The 17,923-nt window shown below is 67.4% G+C and carries 16 protein-coding genes; 14 read left to right on the top strand and 2 right to left on the bottom strand.

From position 1 onward, the window contains the following. The first annotated feature begins 15 nt into the window (after positions 1-15). Entirely contained in the window at positions 16-792 is a 777-nt protein-coding gene (locus ACZK2R_RS02095) for a lytic transglycosylase domain-containing protein (protein ID WP_125892404.1), read from the top strand. Between the two features lie 42 nt (positions 793-834). Here ACZK2R_RS02095 and ACZK2R_RS02100 read toward each other — a convergent pair whose 3' ends face one another. Further along, on the bottom strand, positions 835-2,355 hold the full coding sequence (locus tag ACZK2R_RS02100; RefSeq protein ID WP_121504780.1) for a tetratricopeptide repeat protein: 1,521 nt from the start codon (positions 2,353-2,355) through the stop codon (positions 835-837). 165 nt (positions 2,356-2,520) lie between these two features. On the opposite strand from ACZK2R_RS02100, the gene ACZK2R_RS02105 reads away from it, so the two are divergent. After that, positions 2,521-4,602, top strand: a complete 2,082-nt coding sequence (locus tag ACZK2R_RS02105; protein WP_180837544.1) for a gluconolaconase — start codon at positions 2,521-2,523, stop codon at positions 4,600-4,602. Here the strand turns inward: ACZK2R_RS02105 and ACZK2R_RS02110 are convergent. Then, positions 4,580-4,987 carry a YciI family protein gene (locus tag ACZK2R_RS02110; protein ID WP_004153945.1) on the bottom strand — a complete coding sequence of 136 codons (408 nt, stop codon included), beginning with the start codon at positions 4,985-4,987 and terminating at the stop codon, positions 4,580-4,582. The genes ACZK2R_RS02105 and ACZK2R_RS02110 overlap by 23 nt on opposite strands. A 712-nt stretch (positions 4,988-5,699) precedes the next feature. Between ACZK2R_RS02110 and ACZK2R_RS02115 the strand changes: the two genes are divergently transcribed. The 12 genes from ACZK2R_RS02115 to ACZK2R_RS02170 all read left to right on the top strand — a co-directional run bounded on the left by ACZK2R_RS02115 (position 5,700) and on the right by ACZK2R_RS02170 (position 17,905). Next, positions 5,700-6,113, top strand: coding sequence for a YciI family protein (locus ACZK2R_RS02115; RefSeq protein ID WP_180837545.1), 414 nt, complete (start codon positions 5,700-5,702; stop codon positions 6,111-6,113). Positions 6,114-6,181: 68 nt separating this feature from the next. Continuing rightward, on the top strand, positions 6,182-6,604 hold the full coding sequence (locus ACZK2R_RS02120; RefSeq protein WP_012509913.1) for a VOC family protein: 423 nt from the start codon (positions 6,182-6,184) through the stop codon (positions 6,602-6,604). Positions 6,605-6,638: 34 nt separating this feature from the next. After that, complete coding sequence (locus ACZK2R_RS02125) at positions 6,639-7,049, top strand: VOC family protein (protein WP_004139958.1); 411 nt, start codon at positions 6,639-6,641, stop codon at positions 7,047-7,049. 23 nt (positions 7,050-7,072) lie between these two features. Then, positions 7,073-7,429 (top strand): DUF1428 domain-containing protein, encoded by a 357-nt coding sequence (locus tag ACZK2R_RS02130; RefSeq protein ID WP_004139960.1) that lies wholly within the window; start codon positions 7,073-7,075, stop codon positions 7,427-7,429. A 45-nt stretch (positions 7,430-7,474) separates the two neighbouring features. Continuing rightward, positions 7,475-8,737 carry an RNA polymerase sigma factor gene (locus ACZK2R_RS02135; RefSeq protein WP_012509914.1) on the top strand — a complete coding sequence of 421 codons (1,263 nt, stop codon included), beginning with the start codon at positions 7,475-7,477 and terminating at the stop codon, positions 8,735-8,737. Positions 8,738-8,844: 107 nt separating this feature from the next. Then, a complete protein-coding gene (locus ACZK2R_RS02140; protein ID WP_180837546.1) occupies positions 8,845-10,041 on the top strand; it encodes a hypothetical protein in 1,197 nt (398 codons plus the stop codon). After that, positions 10,032-11,132, top strand: a complete 1,101-nt coding sequence (locus ACZK2R_RS02145) for a hypothetical protein (RefSeq protein ID WP_049398326.1) — start codon at positions 10,032-10,034, stop codon at positions 11,130-11,132. The genes ACZK2R_RS02140 and ACZK2R_RS02145 overlap by 10 nt, the downstream gene beginning before the upstream one ends. A gap of 98 nt (positions 11,133-11,230) precedes the next feature. Then, a complete protein-coding gene (locus ACZK2R_RS02150) occupies positions 11,231-11,908 on the top strand; it encodes a hypothetical protein (RefSeq protein WP_049398327.1) in 678 nt (225 codons plus the stop codon). A 16-nt stretch (positions 11,909-11,924) separates the two neighbouring features. Beyond that, positions 11,925-13,577, top strand: coding sequence for a CsgG/HfaB family protein (locus ACZK2R_RS02155; protein ID WP_180837547.1), 1,653 nt, complete (start codon positions 11,925-11,927; stop codon positions 13,575-13,577). 446 nt (positions 13,578-14,023) lie between these two features. Then, positions 14,024-15,673, top strand: a complete 1,650-nt coding sequence (locus ACZK2R_RS02160; protein WP_132809041.1) for a M28 family metallopeptidase — start codon at positions 14,024-14,026, stop codon at positions 15,671-15,673. A gap of 212 nt (positions 15,674-15,885) precedes the next feature. Beyond that, complete coding sequence (locus ACZK2R_RS02165; RefSeq protein ID WP_010484138.1) at positions 15,886-17,145, top strand: sensor histidine kinase; 1,260 nt, start codon at positions 15,886-15,888, stop codon at positions 17,143-17,145. Next, positions 17,135-17,905 (top strand): LytR/AlgR family response regulator transcription factor, encoded by a 771-nt coding sequence (locus tag ACZK2R_RS02170; RefSeq protein ID WP_032128763.1) that lies wholly within the window; start codon positions 17,135-17,137, stop codon positions 17,903-17,905. Before ACZK2R_RS02165 ends, ACZK2R_RS02170 begins: the two co-directional genes overlap by 11 nt. The last annotated feature ends 18 nt before the right edge of the window (positions 17,906-17,923 follow it).

The following is a 17,923-nucleotide window of genomic DNA, read 5'->3' on the forward strand; positions in this document are numbered from 1 at the left end:
GATGATCCGGCCGCCATGTTCCGTCGCCCTCTCCTGCTTGCGCTGTTGCTGCTGCCCAGCCTGTGGCCCGGGCTGGCCGCCGCGCGCACCGTCTATCGCTGCGTGCAGGGCAACACCGTCAGCCTGGCCACCGCGCCGGAACCCGGTTCACGCTGCACCCCGAAGGAAATCGACGACAACGCCATCCAGACCCCGAATCTGTGGGGCAACATGGGCGTGTTCAGCGGCGTGCTGTACGAGCGCGAGCAGGATGGCGCGCTGGTCTACTCCACCCGCAACCTGCCCGGCTCGCGGGTGTTCCTGAAGTTCACCATGGCCACGCCGCCGGGTGAACCTGCCCACGAAGGCCTGGGCAAGGTGGGCAAGCCGCAGCTGGCGCAGCATGCCAAACAGTTCAAGGCCGCCGCCAAGGCCACCGGCGTGGATGACGCGTGGCTGCGCGCGATCGCCCATGCAGAAAGCAACTTTGATGCACTGGCGGTGTCCAGCAAGGGCGCACAGGGCGTGATGCAGTTGATGCCGGACACCGCGCAGGAGTACGGGGTGAATGATCCGTTCTCGCCGCAGCAGTCGATCGATGGCGGCGCCCGCTACATGCGCGCGTTGCTGCGTCGCTACAACGGAGATCGGCCGCTGGCAGCGGCCGCCTACAACGCCGGCATCGGCGCGGTCACCCGCTACAAGGGCGTGCCGCCCTATGCCGAAACCCTGGCCTACGTGGACAAGGTGATGGCCCTGTACGCACGCTACCGCGAGGCGATGGGCATCCGTACCGAGGTGCCGGCGCGCTAGGCGGGTGGTGCTGCACGCACGTGGTTCTACATGGGAGCTTGCTCAGCGCGAGGTGGAGGTGCTGACCAGTTCGTAGCGTTCGATGCGGCCCAGGCGGGCAACCTCGGCCTGCACGTCGGCGCGCTGCTTCAGCGCACGCCAGGCCGCATCGATCTTCACGTCGCCGGGCAGCGACGGATAGGTGCGCATGTCCTGCAGGCTGGCCAGCGTTTCACCGCGTTCAACGGGTGAGCGCAACTGTTCGATCAGCACGGCAGCTGCGCCGTCGAGATTGCCCTCGTCCAGCAGCATTTCGCGCTGGAACAGGCGCGCATCATCGCCCTGGGCCAGGATCGCTGCACGCGCGGCCTGTTCGGCTTTGGCATCGCCACGTTCACGGGCGGCAACGAACTGCAGCAGTGCCTGGGCTGCCTTGCCGTAACCGGCCAGGCCCGGCATGTCATTCACTGCCGTGGCGGCATCCTGCATGCGGCCCAGCGAACTGAACACGAAGCCGACGTTGAACTGGTGCTCGGCACCATCGGGGCCCAGTGCACCGATGCGTGCGGCCAGCTTGGCTGCCGCCAGCGCATCCTCGTTGCGACCCAGCCGGCGCAGCGCCGTGAGCCGGCTGTTGAGCAGCCATGCCACCCATTCGGCTTCTGCCGCCGAAGGCGCCTCGCCTTCGGCGGCCGCAGCGGCCATGCCATCGGTCAGCGCCAGCACTTCCTCGTTGCGGTCCAGCATCAGCAGCGTGCTGCTGAACTCGGCCATGCGCGCGTCCAGCGCCCGGTCGAGCAGGCCGGAAACCCGCAGTTCGTCGAGGTGCTTCTGTGCAGCCTGCACGGGATCAAAGCGCGGGTTGGCGCGGTCGACATAGGGATCGAAGCGCTTGTCACTGCGCAGCCGGATGATTTCGGCGGGCGCGGAGATGCGGGCCAGGGTCGCGGGGATGGCCTCGCCACGGCCGTTGTCGGCCTGCAGCGTGGCCAGTGCCAGCCACAGTCCGGTGGGTTCCAGGCCGCCGCTCTTCCAGCCGTTGTCGAATAGTGCCTGCAGCAGTTCCATACGCTGCTGCGGCTGGTCCCGCAGGCGGAACTGCAGGTAGTTGATCGCGTGGTGGTCCACCGGCAACGGCGCGTCGGCATGCTTCAGCGCCTGCACCAGGTGCTTGGTGGCAGGCGCCGGTTGGTTCTCGGACAGTTCCACCGAGACCAGGGTCAGCAGGATCTGCGCATCGTCCGGCAGTGCCTCCTGCGCGCGCTGCAGATAGCGGCGAGCCTGGTCCGGCTTCTTCTGCACCATCGCGGTCCAGCCGGCCACCTGCGCGGCGCGGCCGCGATGTTCAGCATCGAAGTCATCCAGCATCGGATCTTCCATCAGCCGTTCCATCGCGATGAGTGCGCCCAGCGTGTTGCCACTGCGTGACTGCTGGATCGCCTCATCCCATCGCGTGGCATAGGCCTGGTGCATCGCATCGGCGGTGACTGACGGCTTCTGTGGTGCCACCGAGATCGAGGCGGAGGCCGGCGTGCTGGCCAGTGCGGCCACCAGCAGGGCGGCGAGGGGGAAGATGCGGGGCATGGAGGATCTCCATCCGTGGGAAGAGCATTGAACCCGCTGTAGCCAGGGAGAACAAGCGCGACGCATGGAACTCTGGTATCCGGCAGTACGTTTGGCCTTGGCGGATCCTGCGTTCAGCGTCTATTGTCGGTGCCTCTTCAGACAGCAGGCAGGCAGCGCAGCACGATGGCACGGTGGCAATGGATGGCGGCAGGCGTAGCGTTGGCGACCGTAGTGGCACTGGCCGCGACCTGGTGGGAGACGCCGCTGCATACGCCGGCTGAACCGGCAGGTCCGGTTCCAACGCCGCTGGCGTGGACCGCGCAGATCGAGCCGCTGGCCGGCGATGGCCACCCGGGTGACCGCGATGGCGCGTCCGCGCAGGCGCGTTTCGCCGATCCGTACGCGTTGCTGCGCAGTGCCGATGGCAGCGTCTATTTCACCGATGCCGGTGACAACAACCGGATCCGTCGTCGACTTCCCGATGGCCGCGTTGAAACGGTGGCCGGGCAGGGCGAGGGGCGTATCGATGGCCCGGCACTGCAGGCCAGTTTCAATACGCCCTCGGGCATCGCCGCCGACGCGCAGGGCAACCTGTATGTGGCCGACACCGGCAACCACGCGATCCGCCGTATCGGCACCGATGGCCAGGTGACCACGCTGGCCGGTGGCGAACAGGGCTACGCCGATGGCCCTGCCGCGCAGGCGCGCTTCGATGCACCGATGGGCATCGCGGTGGACGCGCAGGGCCAGGTCTATGTGGCCGATACCTTCAACGACCGCATCCGGGTGATCGGTACCGACGGCAACGTGCGTACCCTGGCCGGCGGCGAGCGCCCGGGGCTGGCCGATGGCCTGGCGGGCGATGCACGCTTCGATACACCAGTGGCGCTGGCCTTCGATGCGCACGGCGCGCTGCTGGTGGCCGACCTGTTCAACAACGCGGTGCGTCGGGTCGGTGCCGACGGCATGGTCAGCACGCTGCTGGGCGATGGCGGCGTGATCAATGGGCCGCTGTCGCTGGCCACCACGCACGACGGCGTGCTGTACGTGGGTGACCTTGATGGCCGCATCGTGCAGGTAACACCGCAGGGCCACCAGATCGCGCTGGTGGGCAACGGCCGCCTGCCACGCCTGGCCCGCCCCAGTGGGTTGGCGATGGATGCCGATGGCAGCGTGCTGGTCGCCGATTCCGCCAGCTATCGCCTGCACCGCCTGCGCCCGCTGCCGGTGGGTGACCTGCCGGCACCGGCGCTGGTCGGGCCCGCTGCCGATGCAGCATTGCCGGACACCGGTGGGCGCTGGCCATTGGCACCCCAGGATGGCTGGCATGAAGTGGTCGGCACGCTGGGCGAGGTGCGCGGCAACTTCAAGGGCGAGAGCCGCCACCACCTGCACGGCGGTTTCGATGTGCGCGGCGATGTCGGCCAGACCGTGCTGGCGATCGCCGATGGCAAGATCAGCAGCCCGGTAGCGGCGTGGAGCCTGGGTGGGCAGGCCGAGGGCCTGGCCGTGGACCGCCTCAAGTACATCCACATGCGGGTCGGCCGCACACCGCGCGACCAGCCGTTCGATGCGCGCTGGCAGGCGCTGTACGACGAACAGGGCAAGCTGGAGCGGATGCGGGTGCGTCGCGGCACGCGCATCCACGTCGGCGATCGCCTGGGCAGCATCAACAACCAGGCGCACGTGCACCTGGCGGTGGGCACCGGCGGCTTCGAAACCAACGCCGTGGCGCTGGGCTTCCACAACTACGCCGACCACTTCGCACCGCGCATCACCGATGTGGCGCTGCTGGACGACAACGACCAACCGCTGGCGGCCGGCAGCGACGGCGTGGTGATGCTGGCGCGGCAGGGCCGCGGCGTGCAGATCGTGGTCGAGGCCTGGGACCAGGTCGACAACAACCTGCCGCGCCGCCGCCTGGGCATGTACCAGGTGGGCTACCAGATCCTTGATGCTGCCGGGCAGCCGCTGCAGGGCTACGAGCAACCGCGCTGGAACATCGTGTTCAACCGCATGCCGCCGCAGAACGAAGCGGTGCGCGTGGCCTACGCGCCGGACAGCGGCATCACCGTGCATGGCAGCGCGGTGACCCGTTTCCGCTACCTGGCCACCAACACCGTGCGTGACGGCCTGATGGAAACCGGGCGCTGGCAGCCGGCGGCATTGCCACCGGGCGAGTACACCGTGCGCGCCAGCGTGCGCGACTACAGCGGCAACGAAGGCGTGGGCCCGCGCGAGATCAGGGTACGGCTGCTGCCATAGCCGCAGCCGGGGCGCCGCAGCGTTCGCGCTCGGCGTCCATGTCTTCCAGCGGCCGCACCTCGATGCTGCCGAAGCGTGCCCACGGGAAATCGCGGGCGATGCGCATGGCTTCGTCGCGGTCGCGGGCGACGATCAGGTTGAAGCCGGCCAGCAGTTCGCGGGTTTCCGCGAACGGGCCATCCAGTACGCGGCTGTGGCCATCGCGCACGCGCAGGGTCTGCGCGGTGTCGACCGGCTGCAGCTTCTGCGCGGCCAGCAGCGTGCCTTCCGCCTGCAGTTTGTCGGCGTGGGCGAGGCAGTCGCGCATCAGCGCGTTGAATTCTTCGGTGGGCAGGGCCTGCAGCAGGGCAGGCTCGATGTAGATCAGAAGCAGGTACTGCTGCATGGCACGATCCTGGCGGGGGGCGGGGTGTCCATGATGGCGCAGGTTTGCCTGCCGGCATGCTGCAGCGCGAAAGGCCGCCTGCGGCGGGCGATCGGCGAACGGCGGAGCCCCTCCGTGGTGGGTGGGTTGGTCGCTGAAAGCTCGGGTTCTTGGATTTGGCCGGGTGGGGAGGCAGGGCAGGGGGCGCTGCAAGTACGTCCATGTAAGCTCGGTCGCCGCATCCATGCGGCTCACGCCCCTGCCCTGCCTCCCCACCCGGCCTTGGACAGATCTCTGCGGCTGACCCACCACGGGAGATCAACAACAAGAGCAAAAGCGGGTCGCTCCGCTCGCAAAGCCGAGGTCGCCAGCCACCCGCTGTTGCTGTTGCTTCTGCCTTTTTTCTTGATCTTCCCGTGGTGGTTCGGCCACCGGAATCTGTCTGGGGCCGGGCGGGTGGGGTTGGCGGGGTATCCGCGGCATGGATGCCGCGGCTAAGCCCCCATGGACGGGTTTACGGCGTCCCCGCCAATCCCACCCGCCCGGCCCACCCACAGGAAACCAGCTTTCAGCGACCCAACCCACCACGGAGGGGCTCCGCCGTTCGCCGACTCCCGCCGAAGGTGCGCTTTCCACGGAAGAAACAATTTTCAGAGAACGTGTCGATTCCCAGCCCCCTGGTTCGTTGTACCCAGTGAAGGGCACGCACCACGCGTCCCCACGGGAGACCGCAATGAAAGTGATGGTGATCGTGAAGGCCAACGCCGACTCCGAAGCCGGCCGCATGCCCAGCGAACAGGAATTGTCCGACATGGGCGCCTTCAACGAACAGCTCGTGGCCGCCGGCATCATGCTGGCCGGTGAAGGCCTGCATGCCACCCAGCGCGGACGTCGCATTCATTTCGGCGGCGGCGCGCCGAAGGTCGAGGCCGGTCCGTTTGGCCCCGCCAGCGAACAGATCGCCGGTTTCTGGCTGTGGGACGTGCGCTCGCTGGACGAGGCCGTTGAATGGGCCAGCCGCGCGCCGTTCAACAGTGGCGGCACGCTGGAGCTGCGCCCGCTGATCTCCGCCGAAGACTTCGGTGAAGCCTTCACCCCGGAATTACAGCAGCAGGAACAGCGTCTGCGTGCACAGTTGGAAGGTTGACCCGGTTCATTTCCCCCGCCGGGCATGGACCGGCGCTACCACCCTGAAACCCACGACGGAGTATTGCCATGAAATTGATTCCCTTCCTCGGCTTCAGCGGCCAGGCCCATGAGGCGATGGCGTTCTATGCAAAGGCACTCGGTGGCCAGGTCACCTCGGAAATGAAATACCGCGACATGCCGCCCTCCGATGGCTCGCCGGGCTGCAACGAGATGCCGCCGGAAACCCTGGACCACGTCGCGCACAGCCAGCTGGAAATCGGTAGCGCCATCGTGATGGCGGCCGACGGTCCCGGCGGTGGCGAGGGTGGCTCGACCACCATCAATGTCGACGTCGACAGCATCGAAGAAGCCGAACGCGTGTTCGCCGCGCTGGCCGACGGTGGCCAGGTGCAGATGCCGATCGCCGAAACGTTCTGGGCGCACCGCTGGGGCATGTTGATCGACCGCTACGGCAAGCCGTGGATGGTCAACTGCATGAAGCAGCCCTGATCCCTCTTCTTTTCATCCACAAGGAGCTTCACCGATGAATGCACCGCAACCGCAGATGATCTTCGTCAATCTTCCGGTGAAGGACCTGGAGAAATCCAAGGCCTTCTTCACCGCGCTGGGCTACAGCTTCAATCCAACTTACACCAACGATGACGCGGCAGGCATGGTCATCAGCGAGAGCATCTACGTGATGCTGCTGACCCAGCCTTTTTTCCAGCAGTTCACCAACAAGCCGATTGCCGATGCGCACACCCACACGGAAGTGATCAACGCACTCTCGGCACCCAGTCGCAAGGCAGTTGACGAGTTGGTGGACAAGGCACTGGCCGCCGGCGGCAGCGAACCGCAGCCGCCGCGCGACCTGGGCTTCATGTACCAGCGCGGCTTCCAGGATCTGGATGGCCATCTCTGGGAAATCGCACACATGGACGGCGAGCCGGGCTGACGGCCGCCGCAGGGAGAATCCTCATGGCTTACGTGGATGCTTACGTGCTGCCGTGCCCCCAGGACAAGGTGGCGGCCTACCGCGGCCTTGCCCGCAAGGCCGGTGCGGTGTGGAAGGACCATGGCGCGCTGCAGTACATGGAATGCGTGGCTGACGATGTGGAACCGGGAAAGAGCACGTCGTTTCCGCGTGCGGTCAAGGCAAAACCGGGCGAAACGGTGATCGTCGCCTTCGTGGTGTTCCGTTCGCGCGCGGCGCGCGACCGTATCAACGCGAAAGTGATGGCGGACCCACGGCTGGCGTCGCTGGGCCCGAAGGACATGCCGTTCGACACCAAGCGCATGTTCTGGGGCGGCTTCAAGCCGATAGTTGAAGCGTGAGCTGCGGCGCTTGTGCGGGCCGGGCGTGCGTGCTGTGATCGGCGCATGCTCGAGCCCGCACTGACGCAGCGTCTGGAAACCCTCTGGCGGATGGAGTCGCCGGTGTTGATCGCGCGCCTGGCGCGGCTGCTCGGGGGCGATGTCGGCCGCGCCGAGGAGCTGGCCCAGGACACCTGGCTGGCCGCGCTGGAGCGCTGGCCGGAGCAGGGCATCCCGGACAACCCCGGAGCCTGGCTGATGACCACTGCGCGCAACCGTGCCATTGATGTGCTGCGCCAGCACCAGCGGGTGGCGCAGCAGCATGCGCAGTGGGGCGAGGAACTGCATCCGGCGCCGCTGCCGGCGCCCGATGACAGTCAAGCGCTGGAAGATGATCTGGGTGACGACCTGCTGCGGCTGATGTTCGTGGCCTGCCATCCGGTGCTGCCGGCCGATGCACGGGTGGCATTGACCCTGCGCCTGCTGGGTGGCCTGACCACTGTCGAGATCGCGCGCGCCTTCCTGCAGCCCGAGCCGACCATCGCCCAGCGCATCGTGCGCGCCAAGCGCACCTTGGCGCAGAAGCAGGTGCCCTACGAGGTCCCGCGTGCTGACGCGATGCCCGAGCGGCTTGGTTCGGTGCTGGAAGCGATCTACCTAGTGTTCAACGAAGGCTATGCGGCCAGTGCCGGTGACGACTGGATGCGCCCGGCACTGTGCGAGGAGGCGCTGCGGCTCGCGCGCATCCTGGCGCACCGGCTGCCGGTGCCGCCGGTGCTGGGCCTGCTGGCGCTGATGGAGCTGCAGGCCTCGCGTGCCGCGGCACGGACCGATGCGCAGGGCGTGCCGGTACTGCTGGACCAGCAGAACCGCGCGCGCTGGGACTGGCTGCAGATTGAACGCGGGCAGCAGGTGCTGGCGCGCGCGCTGGCCGCCGGTGGCGCTGATGATCCCTATGTACTGCAGGCGCGTATCGCAGCGTGCCATGCAGCGGCGCGCCGCCCCGAGGATACCGACTGGCCGCGCATCGCAGCGCTCTATACGCAGCTGCTGCAGGTGCAGCCCTCGCCGGTTGTTGCATTGAACCGGGTCGTGGCGGTGCTGCGCAGTGACGGTGCCTTCGCGGCGTGGGCGCAGCTGCAGCCGTTGCTGGTGGACGCGCGACTGCGTGAGTACGCGCCGCTGCAGGTGGTGCGCGGGGAGTTACTACAGGCGCTGGGGCGCGACCTGGACGCACGTCACGCTTTTGCGGAAGCCGCCAGACTCAGCCAGAACCAGGCAGAGCGGGGCCTGCTGCGGCAACGGGCCGGCCTGCCTCCCACGGAGTGACCTCGACGAAGGCAGCACTTGTCGGCGGGCCCGCGAGCCGTTATGTTTCGCGCCCAGCGGACGCGTCAGCGTCCACTTTCCATGCGTATTGACCGAGGAGCGGTTGGATGTATTCAAGGACGAAGAGCGCATCGCGCGCTTATGCGCGCCTGCTTGCCTGTGCCCTGTGCCTGGCCGTATGGCCGATGGCCGTACAGGCGGCAGACAAATCACAGCAGGCCTATTGGGCCGGTTTTGCCTATACCGCTGATGCCGCTGCCGTGCAGGCGACCACACCGCATGCGCATGCGGTGCTGGAACAGCGCGGCCTGATCCCGTTGAACCAGGCCCTGGCACAGTCGCTCAAGCGCCGCGCCCCGGCCCACCTGCAGCTGATCGACCAGCCGGTGGCGATGCTCGACGGCACCACCAGTGCGACAGTGCTGGCCGCGGCACTGGACCGCGAACTGGTCTCGGTCGAGCCGATCGGTGACCAGTACAAGGTGCTGGTGGAAGTGGCGCTGCAGGCGCTGTTCTTCGATTTCCGCGAGCGCCAGGTGATCGCGTCCTATCCGCTTACCCTGCAGCGCATCGACGTGCAGGATTACCGGCCGGACAACGACGACATCGACGCGATCGTCGCCGATCTCCTGTATGGCAGCGCCGATACCAGCCTGTCGCAGGTGCTGGCTGCCAGCCTCGCCCAGGCCAGGCTGCCCGATGCCGCCGTGCGTCGCCTGCAGGTCGGTGGCGTAACCCTGTCCGACGCGGTCCGCGCCAAGCTGCCCGACCCGAAGTGGGAAGCCCCGCTGCGCGCCACGCTGGCCCATGAGCTGTCCAAGACGCTGTCGTCCAATACCGGCGTCGGCCTGCTGCCGCCGGCCTCGGGCCAGGCGATCGGTGGTGCGATGGCGGCGCGCTTTGCCGACGGCAAGGTCTACCAGCTGAAGATTCCCGAGCCGGACTACGTCATCAACCTGCAGGTGGATGCGCTGAAGAACGGCGTGATCGAAGAAACCCCGGCGATGAAGACGATGCTGTTCGGCGCGTTCTTCACCGCCAAGGTGACCGAGCCGTTCTCCGGCAAGGTCTATTTCGAACAGCCGCTGCGCAAGGGTGCCACCAAGGTGGTGCCGGTCACGCAGTGGCAGGTCGACCAGTGGTCGGCCAGCTACGAAACCCTGCTGGCCGGCTTCGACGCCTTCGCCGGCGCCGCCGCCAAGCGCGCCGATTCGCGCGGCTGGCTGGACGAACAGAAGCCGGGCGGCCGCCCGTTGCAGCAGCAGACCCAAGCCCTCCAGGAGTTGATCAAGTCATGTCGTTGATGCGTACCATCCTGCTCATCCTCATCGCCCTGGTGGTGGCCTCCCCGGTCGCTGCACAGACCGCCAGTTCACGCGGTACCGGTTCGGCCAGCTACGGCCTGCGCCTGAGTGCCGACACCCGCGCCCAGGCCCTGAACAAGGCCAAGGTCAATGCACTGGAGGCGTACATCGCCGAGACCGGTGCGGCCAAGCTGCGCCTGTTCGAAGCACGTCGCTCCGAGTTCATCGGCGAGATCGACCGCTACGTGCTCAGCGCCGTGCAGCTGTCGGACACCGAAGACAAGAAGGCCAAGACCTACACCGTCACCGTCCGCGCCGAGATCAACACCACACTGCTGCAGACCAAGCTGGATGCCGGCTCGGCCGTGGCCGGTGCCACCGCCGCGCAGCGCTCGCTGCTGACCTTCCTGTTCATGGCGCGCTCGCAGGACACCGTGCAGTCGTTCCAGGACAAGGAATACCGCCGCGTCGACGCCAGCAGCAGCTACAGCGAGAACACCCGTGAAGGCGACAGCTTCCGCGGCAACTCGGTCAGCACCAACGGCAGCATCAACCAGAACGGTTCGATGTCGGTCACCAGCGGCGGCAGCACCACCCAGCGCAGCGACAACATCAGCTGGAAGGTGGCCAACGCCGCCGAAGTGAACACCGCGATGACCGGTGCCTTCAGCGCCGCCGGCTACGAAGTGGTTGAAGCCGAATACGTGGAAGGCGAATCGCGCGGTCTGCTCAGCATCGAGCGTATCCGCAAGGACTTCAGCACCGGCAACGACCTGGCCCCGGCCACCCTGCGTGATACCGCCAACGGCATCCGCGCGGCCAACATCCCGTACATCGCCGTCGGCACCCTCGACGTCGGCATGCGCGACCGTGACCCGGCCAGCGGCAACACCCGCGTGTTCGTCACGGTTACCGGCAAGGTGCTGGACGTGACCGGTCGCTTCCCGCGCACCGTGTCGTCGGTGGGCCCGGTGCAGTTCTCCGGTACCGGCCCGAACGAAACCGTCGCCCGTACCAACGCGCTGCAGCTGGCGGCTGAAAAGGCTGCCCAGCAGATGATCAACGAACTGAACGTCAAGGCAGTTCGTTGATCCGCCACCCCGGTGGGTGCCGAGCTCGCTCGGCATCGCCCGGGGTTACCGATTTCCCACGTGCCGCTTCGCGGCCGTCTCTCCCAAAGGACACTCATATGATCCGCAATACCGCTCTTGTCGTGGCCATCGCTGCCGCCACCCTGTCGATGCCGGCCCACGCGGGCCTGGGCAAGCTGAAGGACCTGGCCGGTGCCGCTACCGGCACCTCCAGCAGCAGCGCCTCCAGCGCCGCCGCTCCGGATGAAGCCGCGCAGGAAGCGCTGGTGCGTCGTTTCGTCAGCTCGCAGTCGCACTCGCTGCAGGCCCAGACCTCGTTTGCCCGCGCCTTCGGCCTGGCCGAGCAGGTGCAGCTGCTGGAAGCCGAGCGCCAGGCGCTGTCGTCGGGTTCGGTCAGCGTCGATGCGATGAAGAAGTCGGTGTCGGTCAGTGAAGCTGCGCAGGCGGCGATCAACGAGCGCCAGGCCGCACAGCCGGAACTGAACGCTGAATCCAAGCAGCACTACGCCGAAGGCCTGGTCTCGCTGCTGTCCTCGGCGGCCGAAGCACAGAAGCTGGGCGGCGAAGCCAGCAACTTCACCGCCGGCATGAAGAACCTGGGCGCGACTCAGCTGGCCACCGTCGGCCGCAAGCTGGCAGCAGGTGCATGGGTGGCCAAGGAATCGCCGGGCTTCATCCAGGGCCTGTACGGTTCGACCAAGTCGGCCGTGACCTTCGCCAAGAAGAGCAAGGTGAAGGTGCCGTCCAACGCTGATTCGATGCTCGACACGCTCTGATCCGAGGCGAATCTCCATGCGTATGACCTACCGTTTGATCGGCCTGGGCCTGGCTGCCACGCTGCTTGCAGCCTGTGGCAAGCAGGACACCCCGGCCGCCGCGCCCGCCAAGGACAAGGCAACCAGTGCACTGGCCAGCAATGCGCCAGTGGAAGCAGCGCCCCTGCGTGGCACGCCGGATTTCGGCGGCACCACCCAGGTCGCGCGCGAAGCCGACGGCATCGGCAGCACCCCGGAACTGGCGGTGCTGGCGGCATTGCAGTCGGCGGTGGCGCAGGTCAACGGCGTACGCGTGGCCAGCCAGATGCAGAGCCTGCGTGCAGGCCTGCATGTGGATGTGGATGACGAACACGTCGGCGATATCCGCGCCGACGCGTTCACCCAGCAGATGATCGCCGGCTCGCAGGGCGCGGTGCTGGGCTATGAAATCTTGTCGCAGGATGAAGTGCGGCAGCTGGACGAGGAAACCATCGCCCGCGTGCGCGCCAGCGACGAAGGCTGGAGCTTCAAGGGCTCGGCGTCGGCCAGTGCCTCCGGCGAAGCCTCGGCCAAGAGCGGTTCGGCCTCGGCCAGCGTCAGGGAAAGCTACGACGAGAAGGTCAGCGTCGATGCCAAGCGTGGCGCCAGTTCGTTCGATTCCGACGTGACCCATCGCCGCATGCGCAGCTACTGGAAGGTGCGCGTGCGCGCACAGATTGCCCAGTACCGCGCGCCGGACGAGCAGGGCAAGCCGAAGATCGTGGTTGCACTGCCGCGCACCAAGGCCGGCAGCTATGCCGTGGGCGACGGCCGCGTGGACGCGGACGAAGTGGCCGATGCGATCCGCGCACGGCTGTCCGACACGCTGACCCAGACCCAGCGCTTCATCGTGCTGGACCGCGAATTCGGCGACGAACTGCAGGCCGAGATCGACCACATCAACAGCGGCAACGTGCGCCTGCAGGACACCGCACGCGTGGGCCAGCAGCTGGCTACCGACCTGATCCTGATCCCGACCATCGAACGCTTCGAGTACCCGCGCAGCGTGCGCAACCTGCGCATGTCCGACCGCCAGGTGACCTCGTACTCCGGTGGCGGCCGCATCACCCTGCGCCTGATCAACGCCACCACCGGCCAGGTGGTGATGTCCGACAGCTTCGACCACCAGCTGGCCTCGACTGGCCCGAGCACCCTGCCGCGCGTGGTCAATGGCCGCAACATGGCCGCGGCGATGATGGAATCGCTGTCCGGCCAGATCGGCACCACCATCGTCACCACGCTGTTCCCGGTGTCGGTGGTTTCGGTGGACGGAGACCAGGTGGTGCTGAGCCAGGGCGGTGACACCGTGCAGGCCGGCCAGCGCTGGCAGGCCGTGCGCCTGGGCGAAGAACTGAAGGACCCGCAGACCGGCCGTTCGCTGGGCCGCAGCGAACACCCGTGCTGCACCATCCGCATCGACCGCGTGGCTGCACAGACCTCGTACGGCACCATCGAAGACGGCGTCGACGCCATGCGCGGCGGCTTCCGTCCGGGCCAGATTGAACTGCGCCAGAAGCTGGGCAGCAAGCCGGCTGCCGCCGCTGCCGCTGCCGGCGCAACGGCCTCGGCTGCACCGGCCGCCGCCGCGCGCCCGGCGGCCAAGCCGAAGCCCAAGCCCGCTGCCGCCCCGGCCGAAGACCCGAACTGGTAACACGCCAAGGCAGCACACAGATGGGGTCAGAGCCCTTTTCCACCGGGAAAGGGAACTGACCCCTTCTTGTTTCCGTCCGTGTCGACCAAGGTCGACACCTACCACAGCGGCGTGTCGACCAAGGTCGACACCTACCACAGCGGCGTGTCGACCAAGGTCGACACCTACCAACAGCGGCGTGCCGACCAAGGTCGACACCCACCAACAGCAGCGGGAACCTGTCGAAGGCGGGGTGGGTCCGGTTGCGGGGGTGTAAGCGCCATGGATGGCGCGCCCAAGCCTCCAGGGACGGATTCACGGCGTCCCCCGCAACCGGACCCACCCCGCCATCCCACGGAATGCCGCTGTTGCTTCAGCTGTTGCTGTTGCCCCGGCTTCGGCAGGTGCAGGGCGCAGCCCTGCCGAACCCCTTACACTCCAGAAGGATTTCCCTGCTGGAGAGAGCAATGAAACGAGTGGTACTGGGCGTGCTGGCCCTGTCGGTGTCGAGCGCACTGATGGCGGCCACCCCGAAATTCGATGGCGCGCGGATCTCCGCCGACGTCAAGGAACTGGCCTCCGACGCCTACGAAGGCCGCTCCCCGGCCACCGCCGGCGAAGAGAAGACCATCGCCTTCCTCAGCAAGCAGTTCGCCGACGCCGGCCTGCAGCCGGGCGGTGACCTCAAGGATGGCAAGCGCCTGTGGACCCAGGCCGTGCCGCTGCGCAAGGGCGACATCGTCGGCGTACCGCAGCTGGCGCTGCACCAGGGCGGCAAGACCGTTGCGCTGGAACAGGGCAAGCAGATCGCCGTGCGCGCGGCCATGAACGGCGCCAGCAACGTCGACATCAGCAAGGCCCCGCTGGTGTTCCTCGGCTACGGCGTGAAGGCCCCGGAGCGCAACTGGGATGACTTCAAGGGCGTGGACCTGAAGGGCAAGATCGCCGTCGTGCTGATCAATGACCCGGACTTCGAGACCGGCCAGGGTGATTTCGACGGCAAGGGCATGACCTACTACGGCCGTTGGACCTACAAGTACGAAGAAGGCGCCCGCCAGGGCGCGCTGGGCGTGCTGATCGTGCACGAGACCGCACCGGCGTCGTACGGCTGGGCCACCGTGGCCGGTTCCAACACCAACACCATGTTCGATGTGGTGCGCGACAACCCGGCCGACAGCCACCCGCTGCTGGAAGGCTGGATCCAGCGCGACCTGGCCGTGGAGCTGTTCCGCTCGGCCGGCCAGGACTTCGAGGCGCTGAAGAAGAAGGCGCAGCAGCGCGACTTCACCCCGGTGCCGCTGACCGGCGCCAGCCTGGACGCGAAGTACGCGGTGAAGACCGAAGTGATCACCTCGCACAACGTGGCCGCACGCCTGGAGGGCAGCAGCCACCCGGACGAGACCATCGTCTACAGCGCGCACTGGGATCACATCGGCGTGGGCGAGCCCGACGCACGTGGCGACCGGATCTTCAATGGCGCTCTGGACAACGCCAGTGGCACCGCATCGCTGATCGAACTGGCCCGTGGCTTCGCCAAGGCCAAGCGCCCGCAGCGTTCGCTGCTGTTCCTGGCGGTCACCGCCGAGGAAAAGGGCCTTCTGGGTTCGGAGTACTACGCCACCCATCCGCTGTATCCGCTGGAAAAGACCGTGGCGGTGATCAACATGGATGGCATGGCGCCGTTCGGGCCGTCGCGTGATTTCGGCATCTACGGTGCCGCGCGCTTCGAGCTGCTGGACCAGCTGAAGGACGTGGCCAAGGGCTGGGATATCCGCTACACGCCGGACCCGAAGCCGGAAGCGGGCCTGTTCTTCCGCTCCGATCACTTCCCGTTCGCCAAGCGTGGCGTGCCGGCGCTGTCCTGGTCGGCCGGCCAGGACTGGGTGGACGGTGGCGTGGCCGCAGGCAAGAAGGCCTCCGAGGACTACACCGCCAAGCGCTACCACCAGCAGGGCGACGAGTGGCAGCCGGACTGGGTGTTCGCCGGTGCCGCCCGCGACCTGGAGGTGCTGTACACGCTGGGCAACCAGCTGGCCAACTCGCGCAGCTGGCCAAACTGGAGCAAGGACGAATCGTTCCGCGCCGTGCGTGACGCCAGCGCCGACCAGCGCAAATAAGGCAACGCGCCGGGCTTGCCCGGCGCCTCCCGGGTAGTGCCGGCCGCTGGCCGGCAACCTTGTGATGCTTGTGGAGGTCATGGGGAGCCGGCCAGCGGCCGGCTCTACCAGAATGGCTTCCATCCCCGCTTTCCGGCCCTTCGTCGCAACCCGCTTGTTTGCCCGGCGGGCCGCCCTATGCTCGGCTCACCCCCTTCCTCCAAGGCGCCGCCGTGTTCGCCAGCCTCTCTCTCCTGCTTCGTCACCTGCTGGCCTGGGCTGCGGCGCTGTTCGTCGCCGGCATGGTCTGGAGCGGCATCTTCAGCGGCATGAACGATGGCCCCGGCTGGATCTTCGGCCTGCTGGCGATGTTCCTGATGATTTCCGCGCTGGGCAGCGCGATTACCCATGTACGCCGCGTCTGGCTGGTCGCCGGCCGGCTGGATTCGACCACGCTCTCCGGCCGCCAGCGCCGCCAGGTGGAACTGCCGATGGATGCCGGCCAGGCATTCTCGGTGGTGGAAGCGGCCATCGCTGAACTGCCGCGCGTTGAAGACGTGGAAAGTTCGGCCGGCAGCCTGCAGGTGCGGGCCTACGTGCGCCGCGTGGATGCCTGGAACGGCCGCCAGCCATCGCGCTGGAACCTGCCGGCACGGCTGGCGATCAAGCGCAACAGCGTGCTGGCGACGGTCACGCCGGGGCAGGGCACCAGTACCGTCACCCTGTTGTTTGAGCCGGATGCCGGCTGGTGGGCCGACCTGCTGGCACTGGATGAGGGCAGCAACTTCGAGAACGCCGAAGCGGTCACCCGCGCGATCAGCCGCCGTGTTGCCGACCAGCGTCGCGACGAGCAGGCCGCGGCCGAGCAGACCCAGGTGGAAAAGGAGCTGTCGGTGGCCCGGTTGAACCTGCTGCACGCGCAGGTGGAACCGCACTTCCTCTACAACACGCTGGCCAACGCGCAGGTGCTGACCCGCACCGACCCGGCACGTGCTGACCAGATGCTGGGCCACCTGATCCAGTACCTGCGCAGCTCGTTGCCACAGGTGGACGAATCGCTGTCCACGCTGGGCGTGGAGCTGGAGCGTACCCGTGCCTACCTGGAGATCCTGCGTATCCGCATGGGCGCACGGCTGGGGGTGGAGGTGCAGGTACCGAACGAACTGCACGGCGTGCAGCTGCCGGCGATGGCGCTGCAGACGCTGGTGGAGAACGCGATCAAGCATGGCCTGGAACCGAAGCCCGGCGGTGGCACGATCTGGATCCTGGCGCGTGGCTTCGATGACCATGTAACGGTGACGGTGGCCGACGATGGCCTCGGCTTCGGCCAGGGCACCAGCGGTACCGGCATCGGCCTGAAGAACCTGCGCGAGCGCCTGCGCCTGACCTGCGGCGAACAGGCCGGCGTGGCGATCGTCGCCAACTTCCCCAGCGGCGTGGCCGCGACCATGACCCTGCCGCAGTCGAGCAAGGAGCGCAGCCATGCCGCTTGAGGCGCTCATTGCCGAAGACGAGGAACTGCTGCGGCAGTCGCTGGTCGAGCAGCTGGGCCGGTTGTGGCCGGACCTGAAGCTGGTGGCCGAGTGCGAGGATGGCGCCAGTGCGCTGGAACAGCTGGCCGAGAAACAGCCGGACATCGCCTTCCTCGATATCCGCATGCCCGGCATCAGTGGCATTGAAGTGGCCCGTTCGCTGTCCGAACTGAGCCCGCGCACCCAGGTGGTGTTCGTTACCGCCTACGACCAGTACGCCATCGACGCGTTCGAGCAGGGTGCGATGGACTACCTGCTGAAGCCGGTCAGCGATGAGCGCCTGCTGGCCACGCGCGAACGCATCCTGTCGCGGCTGCCATCAACGCGCCAGGACGATGCCGTACTCGAACGCCTGCTTCAGCGCCTGGGGCCGTCGCAGAGGGCGGCAGAGCGCCCGCCCTTGGCCTGGATCACCGCCAGCAACGGCCGCGAGACGCAGCTGATCATGCTGGAAGACGTGGCCTATTTCCGTGCTGACAACAAGTACACCACCGTGATGACCGCGGCCGGTGAGAGCCTGCTGCGCACACCGTTGCGCGAGCTGCTGGAAGTGCTCGATCCGCAGCACTTCCGCCAGATCCATCGCTCGACCATCGTCAACATGAAGGCGGTGGCAGCGGTCAGCCGCGACGATACCGGGCGCGGGGTGCTGCGCCTGCGTGGGCGTACGGAGACGCTGGTGGTCAGCCAACCCTTCATGAGCCTGTTCCGCGGCATGTAGCCGCACCCTGGAGGCACC

This window comes from Stenotrophomonas sp. 96582_Sma, assembly GCF_056480905.1.